The following is a 15,973-nucleotide window of genomic DNA, read 5'->3' on the forward strand; positions in this document are numbered from 1 at the left end:
AACTCAACTCCTACATGGTTTCATGTGATAACTCACCAGAGATGAAAACTTTGCGACAGAGCCCAGGCCACTGCACTTGCGAAGAGCTCGGCGGCTGATCGGCCGATGCCTTGTGCAGCAGCCGTGACGATAGCAGTCTTTCCGGCAAGGACTCTCATAGAAACTCCCTCTAACAGTCTGTTTCAACTTTTGATTAAGGCGATACTTTGGAGAAGTCCTGAGCTGGGCCGATACGGCTAGCAACCCAAGGCACTCCGGATAGAAAGGCGGCTTTTATTCAGCTTGGCGCTCGTACGACCGTGACCGGATGGCGAGAACCGCAATCATAGTGATGGCGCAACAGGCCATTAGATAAGCCGCAACCCAAGTCGGTGCACCTCCGCCCGCGCTTACCAGCGCGGAGGCTATAAACGGTGTAGGTCCGGCGATCAGGAGCGCGTTCATCTCTCGAACCATAGCCAGTCCTGAGAACCGATATCGGGTCGGGAAAAGGTTCGCGAGAAACGCCCCCTGGGAGCTGGCCAAACCACTGAACCCAAGCCCATAGCCGATGCTCATCGCGATGCTGGCAGTTACGACATTTTTCGTGTCGAGCAAAGCAAAGAGGGCGAACGCGTAGACAAAGACAAACGCTGCTCCAAAGATGTAGACGCGGGCTTGCCCAATTCGATCAGCAATTGCGCCTGCTATTGGTGTCATTACGATACCAACGCATGTGCCGATTGTAGCCGCTGTCAAAGCGTCGGTACGCGTCATTCCCAGCGTATTCGTCATGTAGCTTAGGCAGAAGGCACTAAGGATGTAGGCATTTGCATTGTGCCCTGTTACCGACAGAAATCCGAAGACGACTTCCTTGGGGCTCTTTCGCAAGAGCTCACCAAGAGGCACAGTCGCTTCCTTCTTCTTTTCCTCGGCTTTCTCCATGGCCGCTACATACTCTGGTGTCTCGTCCAAGCTTCGACGGATGTAGAGCGCGACGATGAGAAGGACTGCCGAAAGCAGGAAGGGAACCCGCCATGCCCACGAGAACAACGTCTCCTCTGGCAAGTATGAGACCACCAAGAAGAGCATGGTTGCCATCATGATTCCTGCCACCGTAGCGGCAGCAAGAAACGAGGTGTAGTATGCTTTCCTCTCCGGCGGGACATATTCAGACACCAGCGTCAAGGCACCCGCGTATTCAGCGCCAGCCCCGAAACCCTGAAGAACCCGGCATAATACAAGCAGGATTGGGGCAAGGAGCCCCACATGCTCGTATGTTGGCAGGAGCCCCATTCCGATAGTTGAAAGTCCCATCAGGACAATCGTTAAAATCAGCGCAGGTTTGCGTCCGAACCTATCTCCGAAATGCGCGATCAACACACCGCCGATGGGTCTGCTGAAGTAGCCGACGGCGAAGGTTGCAAAAGCAGCCAAGATGCCTGCTGACGGGGAAAATTGAGGAAAAAAGAGCTTGCTTATCACCAGTCCGGACGCAGCTCCGTAGAGCGCGTAGTCGAACCATTCGATTACTGTTCCAATCGTTGCGGCTGTAACTGCTCGTCGTATGCTTTTCGGATCTCTTGAGGCGCTTGCGCCTATCGCTGTTGAATGCATTTGTTCTCCTCCACCTTAGTTACTCCTCCGTCAGAGCGCCGTTGGCGCTCTCAATCCGTGTGCCTCGGCAAGAGATGCCAGTCGCTGAACCACGTCAGGGGGCAATACGATTCCTTGGTGCTCCTGCCGCCTCAGGTTCCGGAGAGACGCTGCGCCTGGTAGAGACACTTCGCCGAAGCCGGGGCGAGGTTTTGCGCTTTGACAAAGTTCAACCAAAGCCTGTGACTGCTGCACGAATGCCGATGAACCGCCGAAAGCACCTGGATCGAAGACCATGACGAGCACGGACGCTCCCCACCCCTCATGAGTCTCTGCACGGCCATGTCCGCTCAGGCAGCCTGTGAGAAGTTCCACGATCAGGCCGAGAGCATATCCTTTATGGCCGGCCTCCAGTCCACCAAGCGGCAGAATAGAGCCGGGCGGGGTCGCCGAAATAACGCTCGCATCGGATGTAAGCAGCCCGTCGCTGTTGAGAAAACTGGGGCTCGGCGTGTCTTTGCCGGATCGCGCGTAGGCTAGCGCTGCACTGTTGGTGAGCATCGCCGTGGACATGTCAATCAGTATAGGGTCGCCCTTTGTGGGTGCTCCGAATGCAATCGGATTGGAAGTCAGGACGGGCGTACATCCACCGTACGGCGCCACGCTGCTATGACTTGGATCAGTCAAGCAAATTAGAATTGCGAGACCCGATTCCAGCGGTTCCGCAAGATATGCTCCTAGGCAGGCAGTATGGTGACTTCGTCGCAGGGAAACCGCACCCAAGCCAAAACTCTTTGCCCGACGAACTGCTTCCTTTACCGCCTTCGTCATCAGCCATGGACCCGGCAGCCGTTGTCCATCCCAAGTGGTGCACGCTCCCATGTCGCTGATCACCAGCGGGTCACCTGCCGTGTTCATTCCGCCAATGATGATTTGATCAACATAAGCTGGAAGGAGGGCGATGCCGTGAGTGGACTTTCCAAGGAGATCGCCCTTGACAAGAACCCTTGCCACGGTCGCCGCCCGGTCTTCAGAAAGCCCGACCGCCACCATTGCTGAAGTGGCGAAGGCGATGAGCTCGCCGCCGTCAAATGTTTCACTAACCATGATAAAGTTCCGATTTGACGCGTCAGACGCGGGCGAAAGTCGCGTTTTCGATTAGGTTCCAGTCCAGATCCACACCCAGCCCGGGCGCTTCCGGGAGGACAGCCATACCGTCCTGAAAAACGATTGGCTCTGCCAAGCCAAAGTCGAAATCTTTTCGGGGGCTGAGCAGTTCGAAGAAACTACAGTTTCTGATTGCTGCACAAATATGTAAGTTGACCAAGTCTAGCGGCTGGAAAATAGCCGAATGTACCTCGCAGTTAGCGTTGAAGCTTTCAGCCAAGTGGGCGGTTTTCAGCGTGCCTGTAACTCCTCCCGTCCAGCTCACGTCAGCACGAACGGCATCAACAACCTTGGTTGAGATGCATTCCGCGACACTGTAAGGGTGCTTGCCAAGCACTTCCGTTCCAATCACCGGGATGTCGAGAATTCGTGTCAATTCCCGCAATGATGAGAAGTTCTCGTCCTGAATTGGCTCCTCCAGCCACAGATAGCCAAGGCGCTCTAATCCACGTCCGTACCGAACTGCCTCAGGTAGTGTCATAAAGGCGACTGGATCGCTCATAAGAGGAAAGTGTGGACCCACCGCCTCTCTAACCGCCGCGTGAATTTCGATGTCCTCATCCACCGACTTCCCCGGAGGGTGTAGTTTGTATCCCTTCAGACCTGCGTTTTTCGTCTCCAGTGCTTCAGCGACATACTGTTCCGCAGAGTTGAAAAACATGGAGCTGTAGTAGGCCGGCACCTCGTTTCTGTAGCTTCCGATGTATTTGTGCAGCGGTTGACGAGCAGCAGTAGCGCCGAGCAGCCATAGGCACGCGTCTGCAGGTCCATACGAATAAATTGGTAGGTGGTTCCAGAAGCGGTCGTTCTTACGGAAATCGTGCCAGAGGGCTTCGCGATCCAAAGCTTCCCGCCCCACAAGAAGCGGCCTAAGCCCCGCCGCCGCAAGCTCGCCGGAGCCTCTGGCAGAGCGACCTGCAAATGCGAACATCGAGGCGGTCATTCCGTCGTCGGTTTCCAGCGTGTAGACCAGAAACTCAAGACCATTTTGGTCTCCGCTGTCCTTCAGGGCATCTCCGGAAATCTTTGTTTGATCGTGTCGGCAGCAGCGAATCTCAAAATTCGTAATAATCATGATCAGAATTTTCCGAAGGTTAGATAGGCTTCCTGCGGATCCATGCCGTCAATAATCGCCTTTCGAACTTTGCTCTCGGTATTCATGGCTACCACAGCTTCAGCAGCAACCGAGGCGGCGATTTCAGCTGGGATACAAACCAAGCCATCTTGGTCGCCGAGGAGATAGTCTCCGGACGCGATTGTGACGTCGCCGATCTTTATCGTCACGTCGGTATTTTGTGGGATCCAGTATCCGACCACATCGCGTGGAGTGTGCTTTCGTCGCCAGCACTGAAAACCGATATCGGTGATAAAGTTCACATCACGGATATTGCCGTCGACTACGCAACCTAGCACTCCCTTTCTTTGAAGGGTCTCGGCCGAAAGCTCGCCCATATGGGCGACTACATGATCGTTTGGTTGGGACACCCATATATGTCCTGGTTTCGCTTTCGAGAGCAATCCTGTCCACTCGACCAACGTTTGATGCGGATCTGCCGCTTGGTCGACGCGACCTTCAATAGTGAACGCTGGTCCACATATGATTTGGTTGAGGAGGAGGGGCGTTATCTCAGCAGGGAATGTGAAGTCTCGGTGACCTGACGCTCGCATTACGTCATGAACCACCCCCGTATAGCAAGTGAGCAGCTTCTCGCGAATAACATCAACCAAACCACATCCTCCCGTTGTCGTGTATGAACTTTGAATTTATATATGGATTTGACCGCTGTCAACGTCCACGCTATTTGCTGGTGTCGGTCGGAGTCACATCGTTATGGAAAGTTCACAATGGAAAGTTCACAGCCAAGTCGTTATCATGCTCCTGCATTGGAGAAGGGTCTGGATATACTTGAATTGTTGGCTCGGTCCGATGAAAGCCTGTCCAGACTCGAAATCGCTCAGAGTTTAGGGCGTACACCGAGCGAGACATATCGGATGCTTACTACTCTTGTTCAGCGCGGATATGTTCTCAAAGATATCAAGGGAGACGGATATCAGCTGAGTTTGACTCTATTCGCTCTCGCACACAGTCATCCGCCACTGAACCGACTGATCAGTCGTGCTCAGCCTCTCATGAGGAGCCTTGCCCAGGAAATTCAGCAGTCCTGCCATTTGTGCATTGAAGAGAATGGCCAAATCGTCGTCGTCGCTTCCGTTCAATCTCCTGGTTATTGGGGAATCGCGCTTCGTCCCGGTTCCATTCTCGGCCTCTACAATACCGGAAGCGGGCACATTCTCGCAGCCTTCCGAAGTAGAACGGAGTTGGATCAGCTTATATCCTCCCACCAACTTGTCGACGGTGAGATGCCGACAGTACGAGAGGAGTTCGACGACACGCTGGATCGTGTTAGATCGGCGGGCTATGAACAGGTGCCGAGCAGAACTGCAGTCGGAGTAACCAATATTGGATACCCGGTGTTTGGTCCTAATCGCACCGCAGTCGCAGCACTTATGTGTCCTTACTTGGAACGGATCGATGCGCACACATCACCGGGTGTAGAATTCGTTCGCTCGAAGATGGCCGAATTAGCCGGAAGCCTTTCTCTGGACGCTCGTATTTGAGCTGAGACAGTGCAGGGACACTTAAAGGCTCTGTCGCAAAGTTTTCATCTCTGGTGAGTTATCACATGAAACCATGTAGGAGTTGAGTTAGGCAGAAGCGGATGACGGCCAATTTCAAAGGAGCACATTTTCCCAAAAGCGTCATCCTGCACGCGATCTTCTTTTACGTGCGCTATCCAGTTTCTTATCGTGACCTTCAGGAAACCCTGGCTGAACGCGGCGTATCCGTCGATCATGCAACCCTGAACCGGTGGGTCGTTCGTTATTCACCGCAGATCGCCGCGCAGGCTCAACTGCACAAACGGCCCACGGCTCTCGTTCCTGGCGCGTTGACGAGACCTATATCAAGGTGAAGGGAAAATGGACGTATCTTTATCGCGCTGTTGACCGCAATGGCCAAACCATTGATTTCCTGTTATCTGGGTGCCGGGATTTGGCTGCAGCGCGGCGCTTCTTCAAGAAAGCCATTGCAACTAACGGCGCTCCCGAGAGGGTTGTCATTGACAAAAGCGGCGCCAATCTGGCTGGCTTGCAGGCCGTAAATACGATCCTGAAATTCACCGGAACAGGTGCTATCATTGAAATCCGGCAGATCAAATATCTCAATAATATCCTTGAGCAAGACCACCGCTTTATCAAACGGATCACCAAGCCAATGATGGGTTTCAAAGCATTTCATTCCGCTGCAGCCCCACTCGCAGGAATCGAAGTGGCGCATATGATCCGTAAAAAGCAATTCGCCAACGACAACCGTTCGCCATTCCAGATATTTGCGGAACTCGCAGCATAATTGCGTCCAGAGATAAGGACAATTTCTACCCGGCTCAAAACTTTGCGACACAGCCATAGACGCGCACGCCCATTTCGGCCGGCACCATGACCATGAACGTGCTCAATGCCGTCGCCCAATTCGAGCGGGATTTGCTGATCGAGCGGACGCAATCCGGTCTCAAGCGCGCCAAGTCGGAAGGCAAGACCCTCGGCCGGCCCTTCACCCTCAGCAATGCACAGAAGCAGGGTGTCCGCAACGATCTCGCGACGGGCATGAGCGTTTCTGCGATCGCGAAAAAATTCGCGACGAGCCGACAGACCATTATGCGGGTTCGCGACGAGAGTTCACGGTTCGTTCGACCTTAGTGCAGGATTTTGAACAGACCTTGTCCTGGCCCCAATACACTACGCGAACTGGAAAGCTGGAAAGTATCGGTCATCACCATGAACGCCATGCCGCTGATTTCTGAAGACCGCAGCTATCGCTGGATCGCTCGCGATCTCGCCCTCAGCAAGAACACTGTTGCAGAAATCATTAAAAGAAACCGTGAAAATCCTTAGGGTGTCATTTCGCCCTCTTCCGCAAACGACCCCTTAAAGGCGAATGGTTTTATCTCTACCGTGCCATCGATAGCAATGGCGATACGGGCGATACGGTTGAGTTTTACTTTAGCAAAGATCGTGATTTGAGCGCTGCCAAACGCTTTATCCGCAAGACACTGGCCCGCCACGGCGGGCCAGTGCGCATTACTATTGATGGTAGCCAGACCAACAGAACAGCTATTCTACAATGTGATGCAGAGAACCGGCTCAGACAGGCTGGCAAACCCATTGCCATTCGCTCCAGCAAGTATATGAACAATACGATTGAGCAGGATCATCGCCGCATCAAACAACGCACACGCTCCATGCTCGGCTTCAAGTCGGATACCACGGCCGGCATCACGCTTCTTGGCATCGAACTCATTCACATGATGCGTAAACAGCAGGGCGTCTTTGCAGATCAAAAAGCACGCTCCCTCAAACAACAGTTCGAAGCACTCGCTGCATAACTGCGTCCAGACTTAAGCCGTGCTCCGTGCAAATCAAAATTTTGCAACACAACCGGTTGGGGCTACCGTGCGAATATTACATTCCTGTTCCCCAAATAGTCACAGCATCATCCACCGAATTTTCCAATATGTACTTCTGGATCTACAATCGAAGTTGTATCTTTGAACCAAGCTTTCTGGAGGAAGACAATGGATCTGGAAGTTTCGAACAAGCGCCATTCGGAACAGACCTCTGGCGAGATGGTCTGGATACCAAGCGGGACTTTTGTGATGGGGTCGGATGATCACTATCCGGAAGAAGCACCAAAGCATCCAGTAAAAGTGGACGGCTTCTGGATCAGTGAGACACCTGTCACCAACAGGCAGTTCGCGCGTTTCGTCGAGGCGACTGGTCACGTGACGTTCGCGGAAAAAACACCTGATGCAAAGGATTATCCTGGTGCTCTTCCCGAAATGCTGCGGGCAGGTTCTCTTGTCTTCACTCCACCCAAGAAAGTAACAAGTCGGGACATCAGTCAATGGTGGAAGTTCAAATTTGGGGCAAGCTGGCGCAGACCTTTGGGTGGGTTGAGCGATGTTCGCGGAAAGCTCGACCACCCTGTGGTTCATGTTGCTTATTGTGATGCGCGCGCTTATGCCGACTGGGCAGGGCTTGATTTGCCGACCGAGGCAGAATTCGAATTTGCCGCAAGAGGTGGTCTTGAAGACAAGGAATTTGCGTGGGGCGACGAATTGATGCCCGGCGGAGAGCCGATGGCGAACACCTGGCAAGGCATATTCCCGGTCAAAAGTACAAAGCCAGCAGGGCATGAGCGGACCTCGCCCGTCCGGTCATTTCCTGCAAATGGGTATGGCCTTTACGACATGATTGGCAACGTGTGGGAATGGACGAGCGACTATTGGACAGATGAGCATTCTGAGCCCGCCGCCCGCTACGCTGAGGCAGAAGACACTTCAACGAGCCATGTGGGTTTCCGCTGCATAAAGCGATCATCAAGCTAAAGGCAGTATGTCGGTTTGGTTGGAGAATTTTGAAGTTACTGTTTGCGGACTTTGCGGCGCTGCCGCACCGATTTATCTAAACTGTCCCCGCCTTCTGCGCGAAGCGTGCTGGTGCTTTGGCTATGAGAACCAAGCGCATTATCTCACTTGGCTTTAGACGCAGAGTAGCGTCTATTCATTCTTGTAACCACACAAGACGTCGGCGCGATCCTTATTCGCCCGGCTCAATCGCGCAAGAAGGGTTATAGCTAGTGCTTCTGCTTGCGCCCGAGAGACTGGCCTGACCAAGCGCGACGATAACAGCTGCCATGAAGCTCGCCACCACTGACACCCAAAATCCATTGGCTGCACCAAAGCGGTCGACAACCAACCCGGAAACGAAAGCACCAAACGCCATTCCTATACCGATGCCGGTCATAACCCAGGTTATCCCTTCAGTTAGCATTGTTTCAGGCACGCGACGTTCGATCAATCCGAAGGCCGTGATGAATGTCGGAGAAATGGCGATGCCGCTGATGAACACAGCTGTTGCAAGAACCGTAGTCGATGTTCCGGCAAAGGGCAGCGGTAGGGCGGTCAGAGCCAGGACTCCTACGGCAATCATCAACTGACGATGCAGAGGCATACGAAGCGCAAGTGCCCCGAGCGTTATTCCGACAATGAATGATCCTATGGCATAAACACCAATAACAATGCTGGCTGCTTTGGGTTGTCCGAGTTCTCTGGTGATTGCCACGGCACTGACTTCTGCGGTTGCAAATGTAGAACCGACAAATATGAGAGAAAGCGTAATAATCTGAACCGGACGTGACCAGATTGCCGAGCGTTGCCGGATAGTGTGATCGATTACGCGAACTGGTGGTTCACTTGATCGCTGCAGAAGGAAGGCAGTTGTGCCCACGGCCAGAAAAGCTGTGCTGATGAGCATTCCAGCTTCCGGGAATAGCGATACCGCCAGTGCAACAGAAAGAGACGCACCCGAAATATACACAAGCTCATCCGCCGCAGACTCGAAGGCAAAAGCGGTATTTAACTCAGGGCGGTCGCGAAAAATCTCTGTCCATCTTGCCCGAACCATCGCAGGGATGCTGGGCATGGAGCCCGCAAAGAACGCCGAGGCAAATAACGTCCAGTTCGGCCAACTCTGGTTTGTGGCGGCGATCAGAAAGGCAAAGGCTATTACCGACATAACGGTCGTTGGCATGACGATGCGACTTTGACCGAACCGGTCAACGAGCCGCGATATCTGTGGTGCCACAAATGCATTGGTTAGTGCAAATGTGGCAGACACGGCTCCCGCAAGCCAATATTCCCCATGGGTTTGGGCGAGCATCGCGACGATACCCACCGGCGCCATTGCAAAAGGCAGGCGCGCGAAGAAAGCCGCGGTTGAAAAGCGTACAGCGCCCGGAGCGCTGAAAATTTCTCTGTACGGATTGGACATCAGTGCAGCCTCTGAGTGATGATATATGAAACTTGCATACGCAGCGTATGTTAATTACATAGTTGATACGCCGCGTATGTCAACTAATATACGTGACGTATGAGAATAAGGGGGAAACTATGCGTAAACCGCGGAGCGAAATGATTGTCGAAACAAAGGCGAAGCTGGTGGCCGCAGGCCGCAAGGCCTTTGGTACCGTGGGATATGCGGAGGCGTCGATGGATGATTTCACAGCATCCGCCGGATTAACGCGAGGGGCTCTTTATCATCACTTCGGCGACAAGAAAGGCCTCCTGCAAGCCGTTATCAACGAAATTGATTTGGAGATGACGACAAGATTGTGCGCGATTTCTGAAAACGCTACCGATCCGTGGCAAGGCTTCGTTGATGAAAATGCAGCTTATATTGAAATGGCACTTGAACCCGAGATCCAGCGGATCATGTTTCGTGACGGTCCGGCGGTTTTTGGCGATCCTTCAGGATGGCCAAACGCCAGCGGCTGCATCAGAACGGTAGCCGAAAGTCTTGATGCATTGCGTGCAGATGGAATCATTGTCGGGATTGATACGGAGGCAGCGGCACGGCTCATTAACGCGGCAAGCAGCAGTGCAGCGCAATGGATTGCCAATTCAAGCGAACCTGAAGCCACATCAAAGCGGGCTGTTAAAGCATTTCGGACATTTTTGGAGGGCTTGCTGGTCACACGAAATCAGAAATCATCTGGAGATTAATCGCTGATTGCCCTTCAATTTACGGCGTGTTGGCTGACGCAATTACGGAAACATCATGCGGGTTTTTAATGCAACAGCGAATCTGTAGATGTTGTACTTTGAAGATGCGGCGGACATCCGCCGCATCTTCAACCATTTGGGTACTGCGTTTATAGCAGGAGTGCCATTCAGCTGCGGGGCTGTAATAGTGCCAGTAAGGCCGTTGCGGCAGCAAGAATAGCCGTAAGAGTTAAGGGCGCAGTGGCACCGAAGGTATCAACAACATAACCGCCAACAACTGCGCCAATAGTTATGGCAATCTGGAAAGAGGTAACCATCAGGCTGCCCGCTGCCTCCAGCGCGTCAGGGGCTGCACGAGACAGGTTGGTCGGTAGCACCACCGGCGCCATGCCGAAGGCAAAACCCCATAAAGTGGCAAAGCCGAAGGCAACACCAATATTTACGCCCCAGAGTACTAAAGCGAGCGCGGCAAGTGCCATCAACGCAGCTGTGGTTACAAGAGCCGTACGGATATTGGTATCGGCCATGCGGCCCCCGGCCATATTGCCAATCACAGCAGCTATGCCAAACCCCAGCAAGGCCAGAGCGATCGGGCCGGTCGTAAGAAGCGTTACCTGTTCGAGGAAAGGGCGCACATAGACGGAGCCGGCAAAGTGCCCTGTCATTAACAAAAGAATAGCGAGCATCCCAAGTTGAATACCACGTCGCCGTGTCAACCGAAGGACATCGACGAGACTGTTGCTTGTACTTGCAGGCAAGGTCGGCAGGCTAATCCATTGAAGCAGCATCGCAAGTGCGGCCAAACCGGCTGTCATGGCCATTGCACTGCGCCAGCCCAGCCAGTCGCTGATCAGTGCACCCATAGACGGTGCGGCGATGGTGGCGAGCGAGACACCAAGAGTGACGATGGCCATGCCCCGACCAGTTGCGTTGGTGCCAACCAGTCTCGCCACAACGGCAACCGAAAGCGCCCAGAAGGCACTAAGAGCGATGCCCAGCCCGGCCCGGCCCAATAACAATAGCCAGAAATCGGTTGCAACCGCTGCAAGAATATTGGAAGCGATGGCAAGCGCGCTGAGACCAACCAGTACGACCTTTCGGTTCAACCGTCCTATGAGAACATTGCTTAACATCGCCGTCACGGCGCCAACAGAAGCGGTGGCGGTTACAACCTGTCCGGCGGTCCCTTCGCTGATGCCCAGATCGCGTGCCATTGGCGTCAGCAGGCCCGCAGGCAGGAATTCGGCTGATACCAATGCAAAACTGGTAGCCGCCATTGAAAGGACTGCGAACCAGGTTGAAGCGCTCCATACTGCCGGTTCCACAGCGTCAAGCTCTGTTACCGTGTCATCAAGTTGTAGAGTGGTGTCCGTCATTGAAATATCTCCAGAGGGTGGAGAACTTCATAAACGAATAATACAGGATGATATGTATCTTAAAATCCGAATTGCATATCAATTCGTCCGGAAACTGTGCGGCGTACAACGCCCGGAGAGACGTTTGTGATGCGTTTAAACGCGCGAGAGAAAGATGCTTCGGATTCATAGCCCAGACGGACAGCAACCTCGGCAACCGACATGCCGTTTTGCCCCAGCAATTCCCGGGCAAGCTGCATACGAAGACGGGCGAGATAGCGTGCCGCACCTTCGCCCAATATCATGCTGAAACGCTCCGCGAAAACCGAACGCGATTGGCCCGCCAGACTGGCCAAGCTCTCTAAAGTCCAGTTATGACCGGGGTCTCTGTGCATGGCAGCGAGTACGCGCCCGATATGAGGGTCGCGGATGGCGGCCAACCAGCCTGTGGTTGAAGCTCCGTTGCAATTGACCCAGCAACGGATAAGCCGGGCTGTCAGCAGATCTGCCATGCGTGATAATATAGTGGCGCTGCCCATCTGTGGCTGTGCGGTCTCCGCTGTCATAGCCGCCAGCAAGGGGCCGATGACGGGATCGTTGCCTGCAACGTCGCAGCCCCTGATGATGGGCGGCATCAAACTGATTAATGGGTTAAGTGCACAAGCGCCCAAGTCCATGGAACCGCAGAAAAGGGTGCTGTTCGCGCCTGTACCTTCCCGCACCACTTCGCAGACTTTACTCTCCGATTTTGTTATTTGGCAGTCCACAAGCGAGTCGCCCACAACGTCTGGTGCACTGGCCAGTTTATGGGCGATGCCCTGTGGCAGCAGCACCAGATCGCCATCGTGCAGTTCCTGCCAGCCCTGCATTTCGGTATGAATCCAGCATGGGCCCTGGCTGACGAAGTGAAAACGAAGCAGTGGTTGCTGCGGAAAGGCGATGCTCCATGGATGTCGCAGCTCGCAGCGGCCATAATTAACACCGTTCAAGCGAAAGTCTCGCAAGACTTCGCTTAGTGGATCCATTGGGAGTACAGGCAGCGAAGAAGGTCTGGACGAATGATCGATCATTTGATGAATATATATGCCGAACGTCCGGGTAGCAAGCCAGAAATTACGCTACGGGGAGAGTGGTCATGTCACGCTTCAGCCTTTTGTCGACGTTAAAACTAAGCCTTTTCAACGAAGTGATCTGGCATAACGAAAAACGCAGGCGATCCGTTGAACGTCTTGTCGGCACCAATCCTCCGTCCAAGACTGCAGTTCTCAGCCTATCATCAGCGTAGTGTGGTGAGACCTCGATGGGGTCGATGGAAGACCGTGATCGTATCCACTCGCTTCAACTCCCTCTCCATCCGTCACCAAAAGACGGGTGGTCAGACGAAACTGCTCGGGGGCAAAATTGGACGCCCATCACCCCGCCAGAGGGGGCAATATTCCGCGCCGAAACACAATACGATTTGCACTGGCCAACAAAATGGCGCGGATTGTCTGGGTGTTGATGGCCAAGGGCGGAATTTATCGAGCTCCGGTCGTTGCAGTATGAAAACGCAATGAACGGCTGGGTGTCGGAGGTGTAAGAAGGTCAAAAGGAAAGTTATGGCGTAACAGTCGATGAGACGAGATCAGGAAAACCAGATTGCGACGAAGTGCTAAGAGCACGCGGTTGTGTATTGGACTTGGTCTGCGAATTCCCATACCGGCCAGCTGCATGTTGATGGCTGCATCACAGGCCGGATACATGTCAGCACCCGACTTACACGCTCAAAATTTCCTAAAAATTCTTCTTGCAACCAAGGGGATGTCCATACATGTCTGAATAGCCCCGAGATTTGTAGACACCTTCTCTCCCAATATTGAGGCAAGAAGAACATCGTGAGCAAATCGAATTTCAGCGAAGAATTTAAACGCGACGCTGTGCGTTAGGTCACAGAGGGGGGCGCAGCGTCTGGGCGTTGGCCAACATTTGCATTACGAGTGGAAGAAGAAGTTTGTGGCCTCGGGCGCCAAAGGCAATGGCGAGGTCGAGGAGATCAGACGGCTGAAGAAGGAACTGGCTCGCGTCACTGAGGAGTGCGACATCCGAAATTGAAGCCGGACAAGCAATCAATCCAGTGAATCGATTACTCAGCGGAACGCGGCCGCGTATTTCGCCAGGGATGCGAAGTGAAGTACGTGTTCATTGCCCTTCACCTTGATATAGGTCTCGTCAACACGCCAGGAACGGGCCGTGCGGCACTTGCGCAGCTGAGCCTGAGCGGCAATCAGAGGAGAGTAACGAACTCGGTTCAAAGTTGCGTGGTCGACGCTGACGCCGCGTTCGGCCAGTATTTCCTGAAGGTCACGATAGGAGACGGGGTAACGCACGTACACGTAAAGGAAGACGGCATGCAGGATGACGCTTTTGGGAAAATGAGCACCTTTGAAATCGACTGTCATCCGCTTCCGCCTCAATCAATTACAAACACTGACTGGGGCATAGCTTGGCAGGAGTAAAAAGTTTGCGACAGAACCAGGTTCGTCTGTATCCGGTCGAGTAAATAAATGTACAACGTCATCGAGCAAGATCATCGCCGGTATCGAGCTCATTCAGATGATGCGAAAGCAGCAAGATCAGTTTACCAATGCAATAGGACATACATTTAAACAACAGGTCAGCACTCCCGCAGCATAATTGTGACAGCAATTGAAGAATTTTCCGTACTTGGCGAGTCTCTGCAACATAGTCATCAAAAGTGCTATAATGATACCACCAATGAATTGACGCATCGCGTATTATCTCATTGATTTCACGGTTTCAAGGCGCAGAAATAAAATGCTTACTTGTAATAAATGTATCTCTACAATTATTTTATTCTTATTTCTGATCTCAGGTGCTGTTTGTATAATAACAACGTCTGTGAATTCGGCTCCGCCGACTCTAAGTAATACAGAATTTTCCAACGACGTTGACATCCAATTGGCATTAGCTGTCGACGTTTCTCGATCTATGGATCCTGACGAACAAAGAATACAACGTAACGGTTATGCGGAAACTATTGAATCGGCTGCTTTTCTGCGAAGCATAACAGGCGGGCGTCATCGACGCATTGCGATAGCATATTTTGAATGGGGAGGGGCCACTGAACAAAGCGTTGTCGTCAACTGGACGCTGATTGATGGGCCTGCATCCGCTACGCAGTTCGCGAAAAAGTTGCGCGAAGCACCAATCTCGCGAGCCTCTCGGACTTCCATATCAGGCGCTATTTATTTTGCGATAAATTTTTTTAGAGCCAGTCCGTACTTAGGTCGATCTGTTCTCGACTTATCAGCAGATGGGCCGAATAATGACGGTGGTGTCGTTACAATAGCACGCGATGCGGCAATCAGACAAAACATAACCATAAATGGACTGCCCATCATGATTATGAACCCAAGTGAATCTCCCGTTGATATTGAACACTTGGATTTCTACTTCGAAGATTGCGTTATCGGTGGTGATAGTTCATTCATGATACCGATTACAACAAAGGAACAATTCCAATCCTCAATCAAAATGAAGATGACCTCGGAGGTCGCAGGAAAGGTGCCTGTTTCAAAGCCCAAATTGGTTCACGCAGCGGCACCAAGAATTTCATGCACTATTGGGGAGCAGAGACAAAGAAGCAATCCGTCAAGCCAATGAAGGCGATCGTAATATTGCGCTTAAAATGGAAGAAAGCAGTACATTTTTCAAAAAATCGACTATCATCCGAAAAATTAAGAGTTTGTTGTAGATTAGCATTAGATTTTTGCCCATTTACGGAGAATTTTGCTCTATTTCTTGGGCGAGCTGTGATTAAACTAAATTCGCACTCCTTGATGAACAAGAAGAAGTTTGCCTTGGAATGCCGTTGTATCTCCGCAAGACCTGTTTGGCCTGGTTCCAGAAATTCTCGATGCCATTTATATGGTTTTGCTTGTCGGCAAACAGCTTCGAATGGTTGATCCGACTGTGATAAAATTTGGAAACATCAGGCATGCATAACTGCTGAACGTATCGGTATATTTGATGCTATCTGGTTGAATTTTCATTACGAATAATTGGTCTCAAGATTATCGCTTTGGCACCCGGAACAGGGATGACGAAGACTTTTTCGCCTCGTTTCAGAAGGCCAAAGACAGGCGTCTTATTTGTTCAATTGCGTATGTCGATCTGACCCGTTCAGGCCGAACATGGTTTGTCTATGTCCTCGATCTGTCAATCTGTCGAAGATAAACCTGTGTCAGTTTCAGGTCT

At 52.4% G+C, this 15,973-nt stretch carries 15 protein-coding genes and 4 pseudogenes; 9 read left to right on the forward strand and 10 right to left on the reverse strand.

Translation table 11 applies throughout. The annotated features are described in order from the left end of the window. Window positions 1–32: 32 nt before the first annotated feature. From CEV33_RS24615 to CEV33_RS20730, 5 genes are all read right to left on the reverse strand, one after another. Window positions 33–158, reverse strand: coding sequence for a hypothetical protein (locus CEV33_RS24615; RefSeq protein ID WP_268875820.1), 126 nt, complete (start codon window positions 156–158; stop codon window positions 33–35). A gap of 115 nt (window positions 159–273) precedes the next feature. After that, entirely contained in the window at window positions 274–1,596 is a 1,323-nt protein-coding gene (locus tag CEV33_RS20715; RefSeq protein ID WP_094542246.1) for an MFS transporter, read from the reverse strand. A gap of 30 nt (window positions 1,597–1,626) precedes the next feature. Further along, a complete protein-coding gene (locus CEV33_RS20720) occupies window positions 1,627–2,682 on the reverse strand; it encodes an Ldh family oxidoreductase (RefSeq protein WP_094542247.1) in 1,056 nt (351 codons plus the stop codon). Window positions 2,683–2,704: 22 nt separating this feature from the next. Next, complete coding sequence (locus CEV33_RS20725; RefSeq protein WP_094542248.1) at window positions 2,705–3,817, reverse strand: enolase C-terminal domain-like protein; 1,113 nt, start codon at window positions 3,815–3,817, stop codon at window positions 2,705–2,707. Window positions 3,818–3,819: 2 nt separating this feature from the next. After that, the gene (locus CEV33_RS20730; protein ID WP_235818480.1) at window positions 3,820–4,470 is read right to left on the reverse strand and encodes an RraA family protein; all 651 of its coding nucleotides are present in this window, start codon (window positions 4,468–4,470) and stop codon (window positions 3,820–3,822) included. A 117-nt stretch (window positions 4,471–4,587) separates the two neighbouring features. Here CEV33_RS20730 and CEV33_RS20735 point away from each other — a divergent pair, with 117 nt between their 5' ends. The 6 genes and pseudogenes from CEV33_RS20735 (at window position 4,588) to CEV33_RS20760 (ending at window position 8,186) form a co-directional block, all read left to right on the forward strand. Further along, window positions 4,588–5,361 carry an IclR family transcriptional regulator gene (locus CEV33_RS20735; protein WP_167388199.1) on the forward strand — a complete coding sequence of 258 codons (774 nt, stop codon included), beginning with the start codon at window positions 4,588–4,590 and terminating at the stop codon, window positions 5,359–5,361. 101 nt (window positions 5,362–5,462) lie between these two features. Next, a protein-coding gene (locus CEV33_RS20740; protein WP_235818481.1) for an IS6 family transposase occupies window positions 5,463–6,151 on the forward strand; the annotation gives its coding sequence in 2 pieces (ribosomal slippage) (window positions 5,463–5,672 and window positions 5,675–6,151; 687 coding nt in all). 74 nt (window positions 6,152–6,225) lie between these two features. Then, window positions 6,226–6,498: pseudogene (locus CEV33_RS20745) on the forward strand (recombinase family protein); the annotation flags it as partial. 9 nt (window positions 6,499–6,507) lie between these two features. Continuing rightward, window positions 6,508–6,693, forward strand: a complete 186-nt coding sequence (locus CEV33_RS20750; RefSeq protein ID WP_094542250.1) for a hypothetical protein — start codon at window positions 6,508–6,510, stop codon at window positions 6,691–6,693. Between the two features lie 32 nt (window positions 6,694–6,725). Beyond that, a pseudogene (locus CEV33_RS20755) lies at window positions 6,726–7,184 on the forward strand (IS6 family transposase); the annotation flags it as partial. Window positions 7,185–7,373: 189 nt separating this feature from the next. After that, window positions 7,374–8,186 (forward strand): formylglycine-generating enzyme family protein, encoded by an 813-nt coding sequence (locus CEV33_RS20760; RefSeq protein ID WP_094542252.1) that lies wholly within the window; start codon window positions 7,374–7,376, stop codon window positions 8,184–8,186. A gap of 211 nt (window positions 8,187–8,397) precedes the next feature. Here the strand turns inward: CEV33_RS20760 and CEV33_RS20765 are convergent, their stop codons facing one another. Then, a complete protein-coding gene (locus CEV33_RS20765; protein WP_094542253.1) occupies window positions 8,398–9,630 on the reverse strand; it encodes an MFS transporter in 1,233 nt (410 codons plus the stop codon). A gap of 119 nt (window positions 9,631–9,749) precedes the next feature. Here CEV33_RS20765 and CEV33_RS20770 point away from each other — a divergent pair, with 119 nt between their 5' ends. After that, a complete protein-coding gene (locus CEV33_RS20770) occupies window positions 9,750–10,361 on the forward strand; it encodes a TetR/AcrR family transcriptional regulator (protein WP_094542254.1) in 612 nt (203 codons plus the stop codon). 167 nt (window positions 10,362–10,528) lie between these two features. On the opposite strand, the gene CEV33_RS20775 is transcribed toward CEV33_RS20770, so the two are convergent. Then, window positions 10,529–11,737: an MFS transporter gene (locus CEV33_RS20775; protein WP_094542255.1), complete on the reverse strand. Its 1,209-nt coding sequence runs from the start codon at window positions 11,735–11,737 to the stop codon at window positions 10,529–10,531. Window positions 11,738–11,796: 59 nt separating this feature from the next. Further along, window positions 11,797–12,786, reverse strand: a complete 990-nt coding sequence (locus tag CEV33_RS20780; protein WP_094542256.1) for an AraC family transcriptional regulator — start codon at window positions 12,784–12,786, stop codon at window positions 11,797–11,799. 65 nt (window positions 12,787–12,851) lie between these two features. Here CEV33_RS20780 and CEV33_RS24065 point away from each other — a divergent pair, with 65 nt between their 5' ends. Beyond that, window positions 12,852–13,001, forward strand: a complete 150-nt coding sequence (locus CEV33_RS24065) for a hypothetical protein (protein WP_167388201.1) — start codon at window positions 12,852–12,854, stop codon at window positions 12,999–13,001. An 898-nt stretch (window positions 13,002–13,899) separates the two neighbouring features. Here CEV33_RS24065 and CEV33_RS20785 read toward each other — a convergent pair. Continuing rightward, window positions 13,900–14,154, reverse strand: a pseudogene (locus tag CEV33_RS20785) (IS6 family transposase); the annotation flags it as partial. Window positions 14,155–14,530: 376 nt separating this feature from the next. Between CEV33_RS20785 and CEV33_RS20790 the strand changes: the two are divergent. Then, window positions 14,531–15,379 carry a DUF1194 domain-containing protein gene (locus CEV33_RS20790; protein ID WP_094542257.1) on the forward strand — a complete coding sequence of 283 codons (849 nt, stop codon included), beginning with the start codon at window positions 14,531–14,533 and terminating at the stop codon, window positions 15,377–15,379. A gap of 131 nt (window positions 15,380–15,510) precedes the next feature. Here CEV33_RS20790 and CEV33_RS24525 read toward each other — a convergent pair. Further along, a pseudogene (locus CEV33_RS24525) lies at window positions 15,511–15,865 on the reverse strand (IS1595 family transposase); the annotation flags it as partial. Window positions 15,866–15,973: the final 108 nt, after the last annotated feature.

This window comes from Brucella grignonensis, from assembly GCF_002252505.1.
In the GTDB taxonomy this organism is placed as follows: Bacteria; Pseudomonadota; Alphaproteobacteria; order Rhizobiales; family Rhizobiaceae; genus Brucella; species Brucella grignonensis.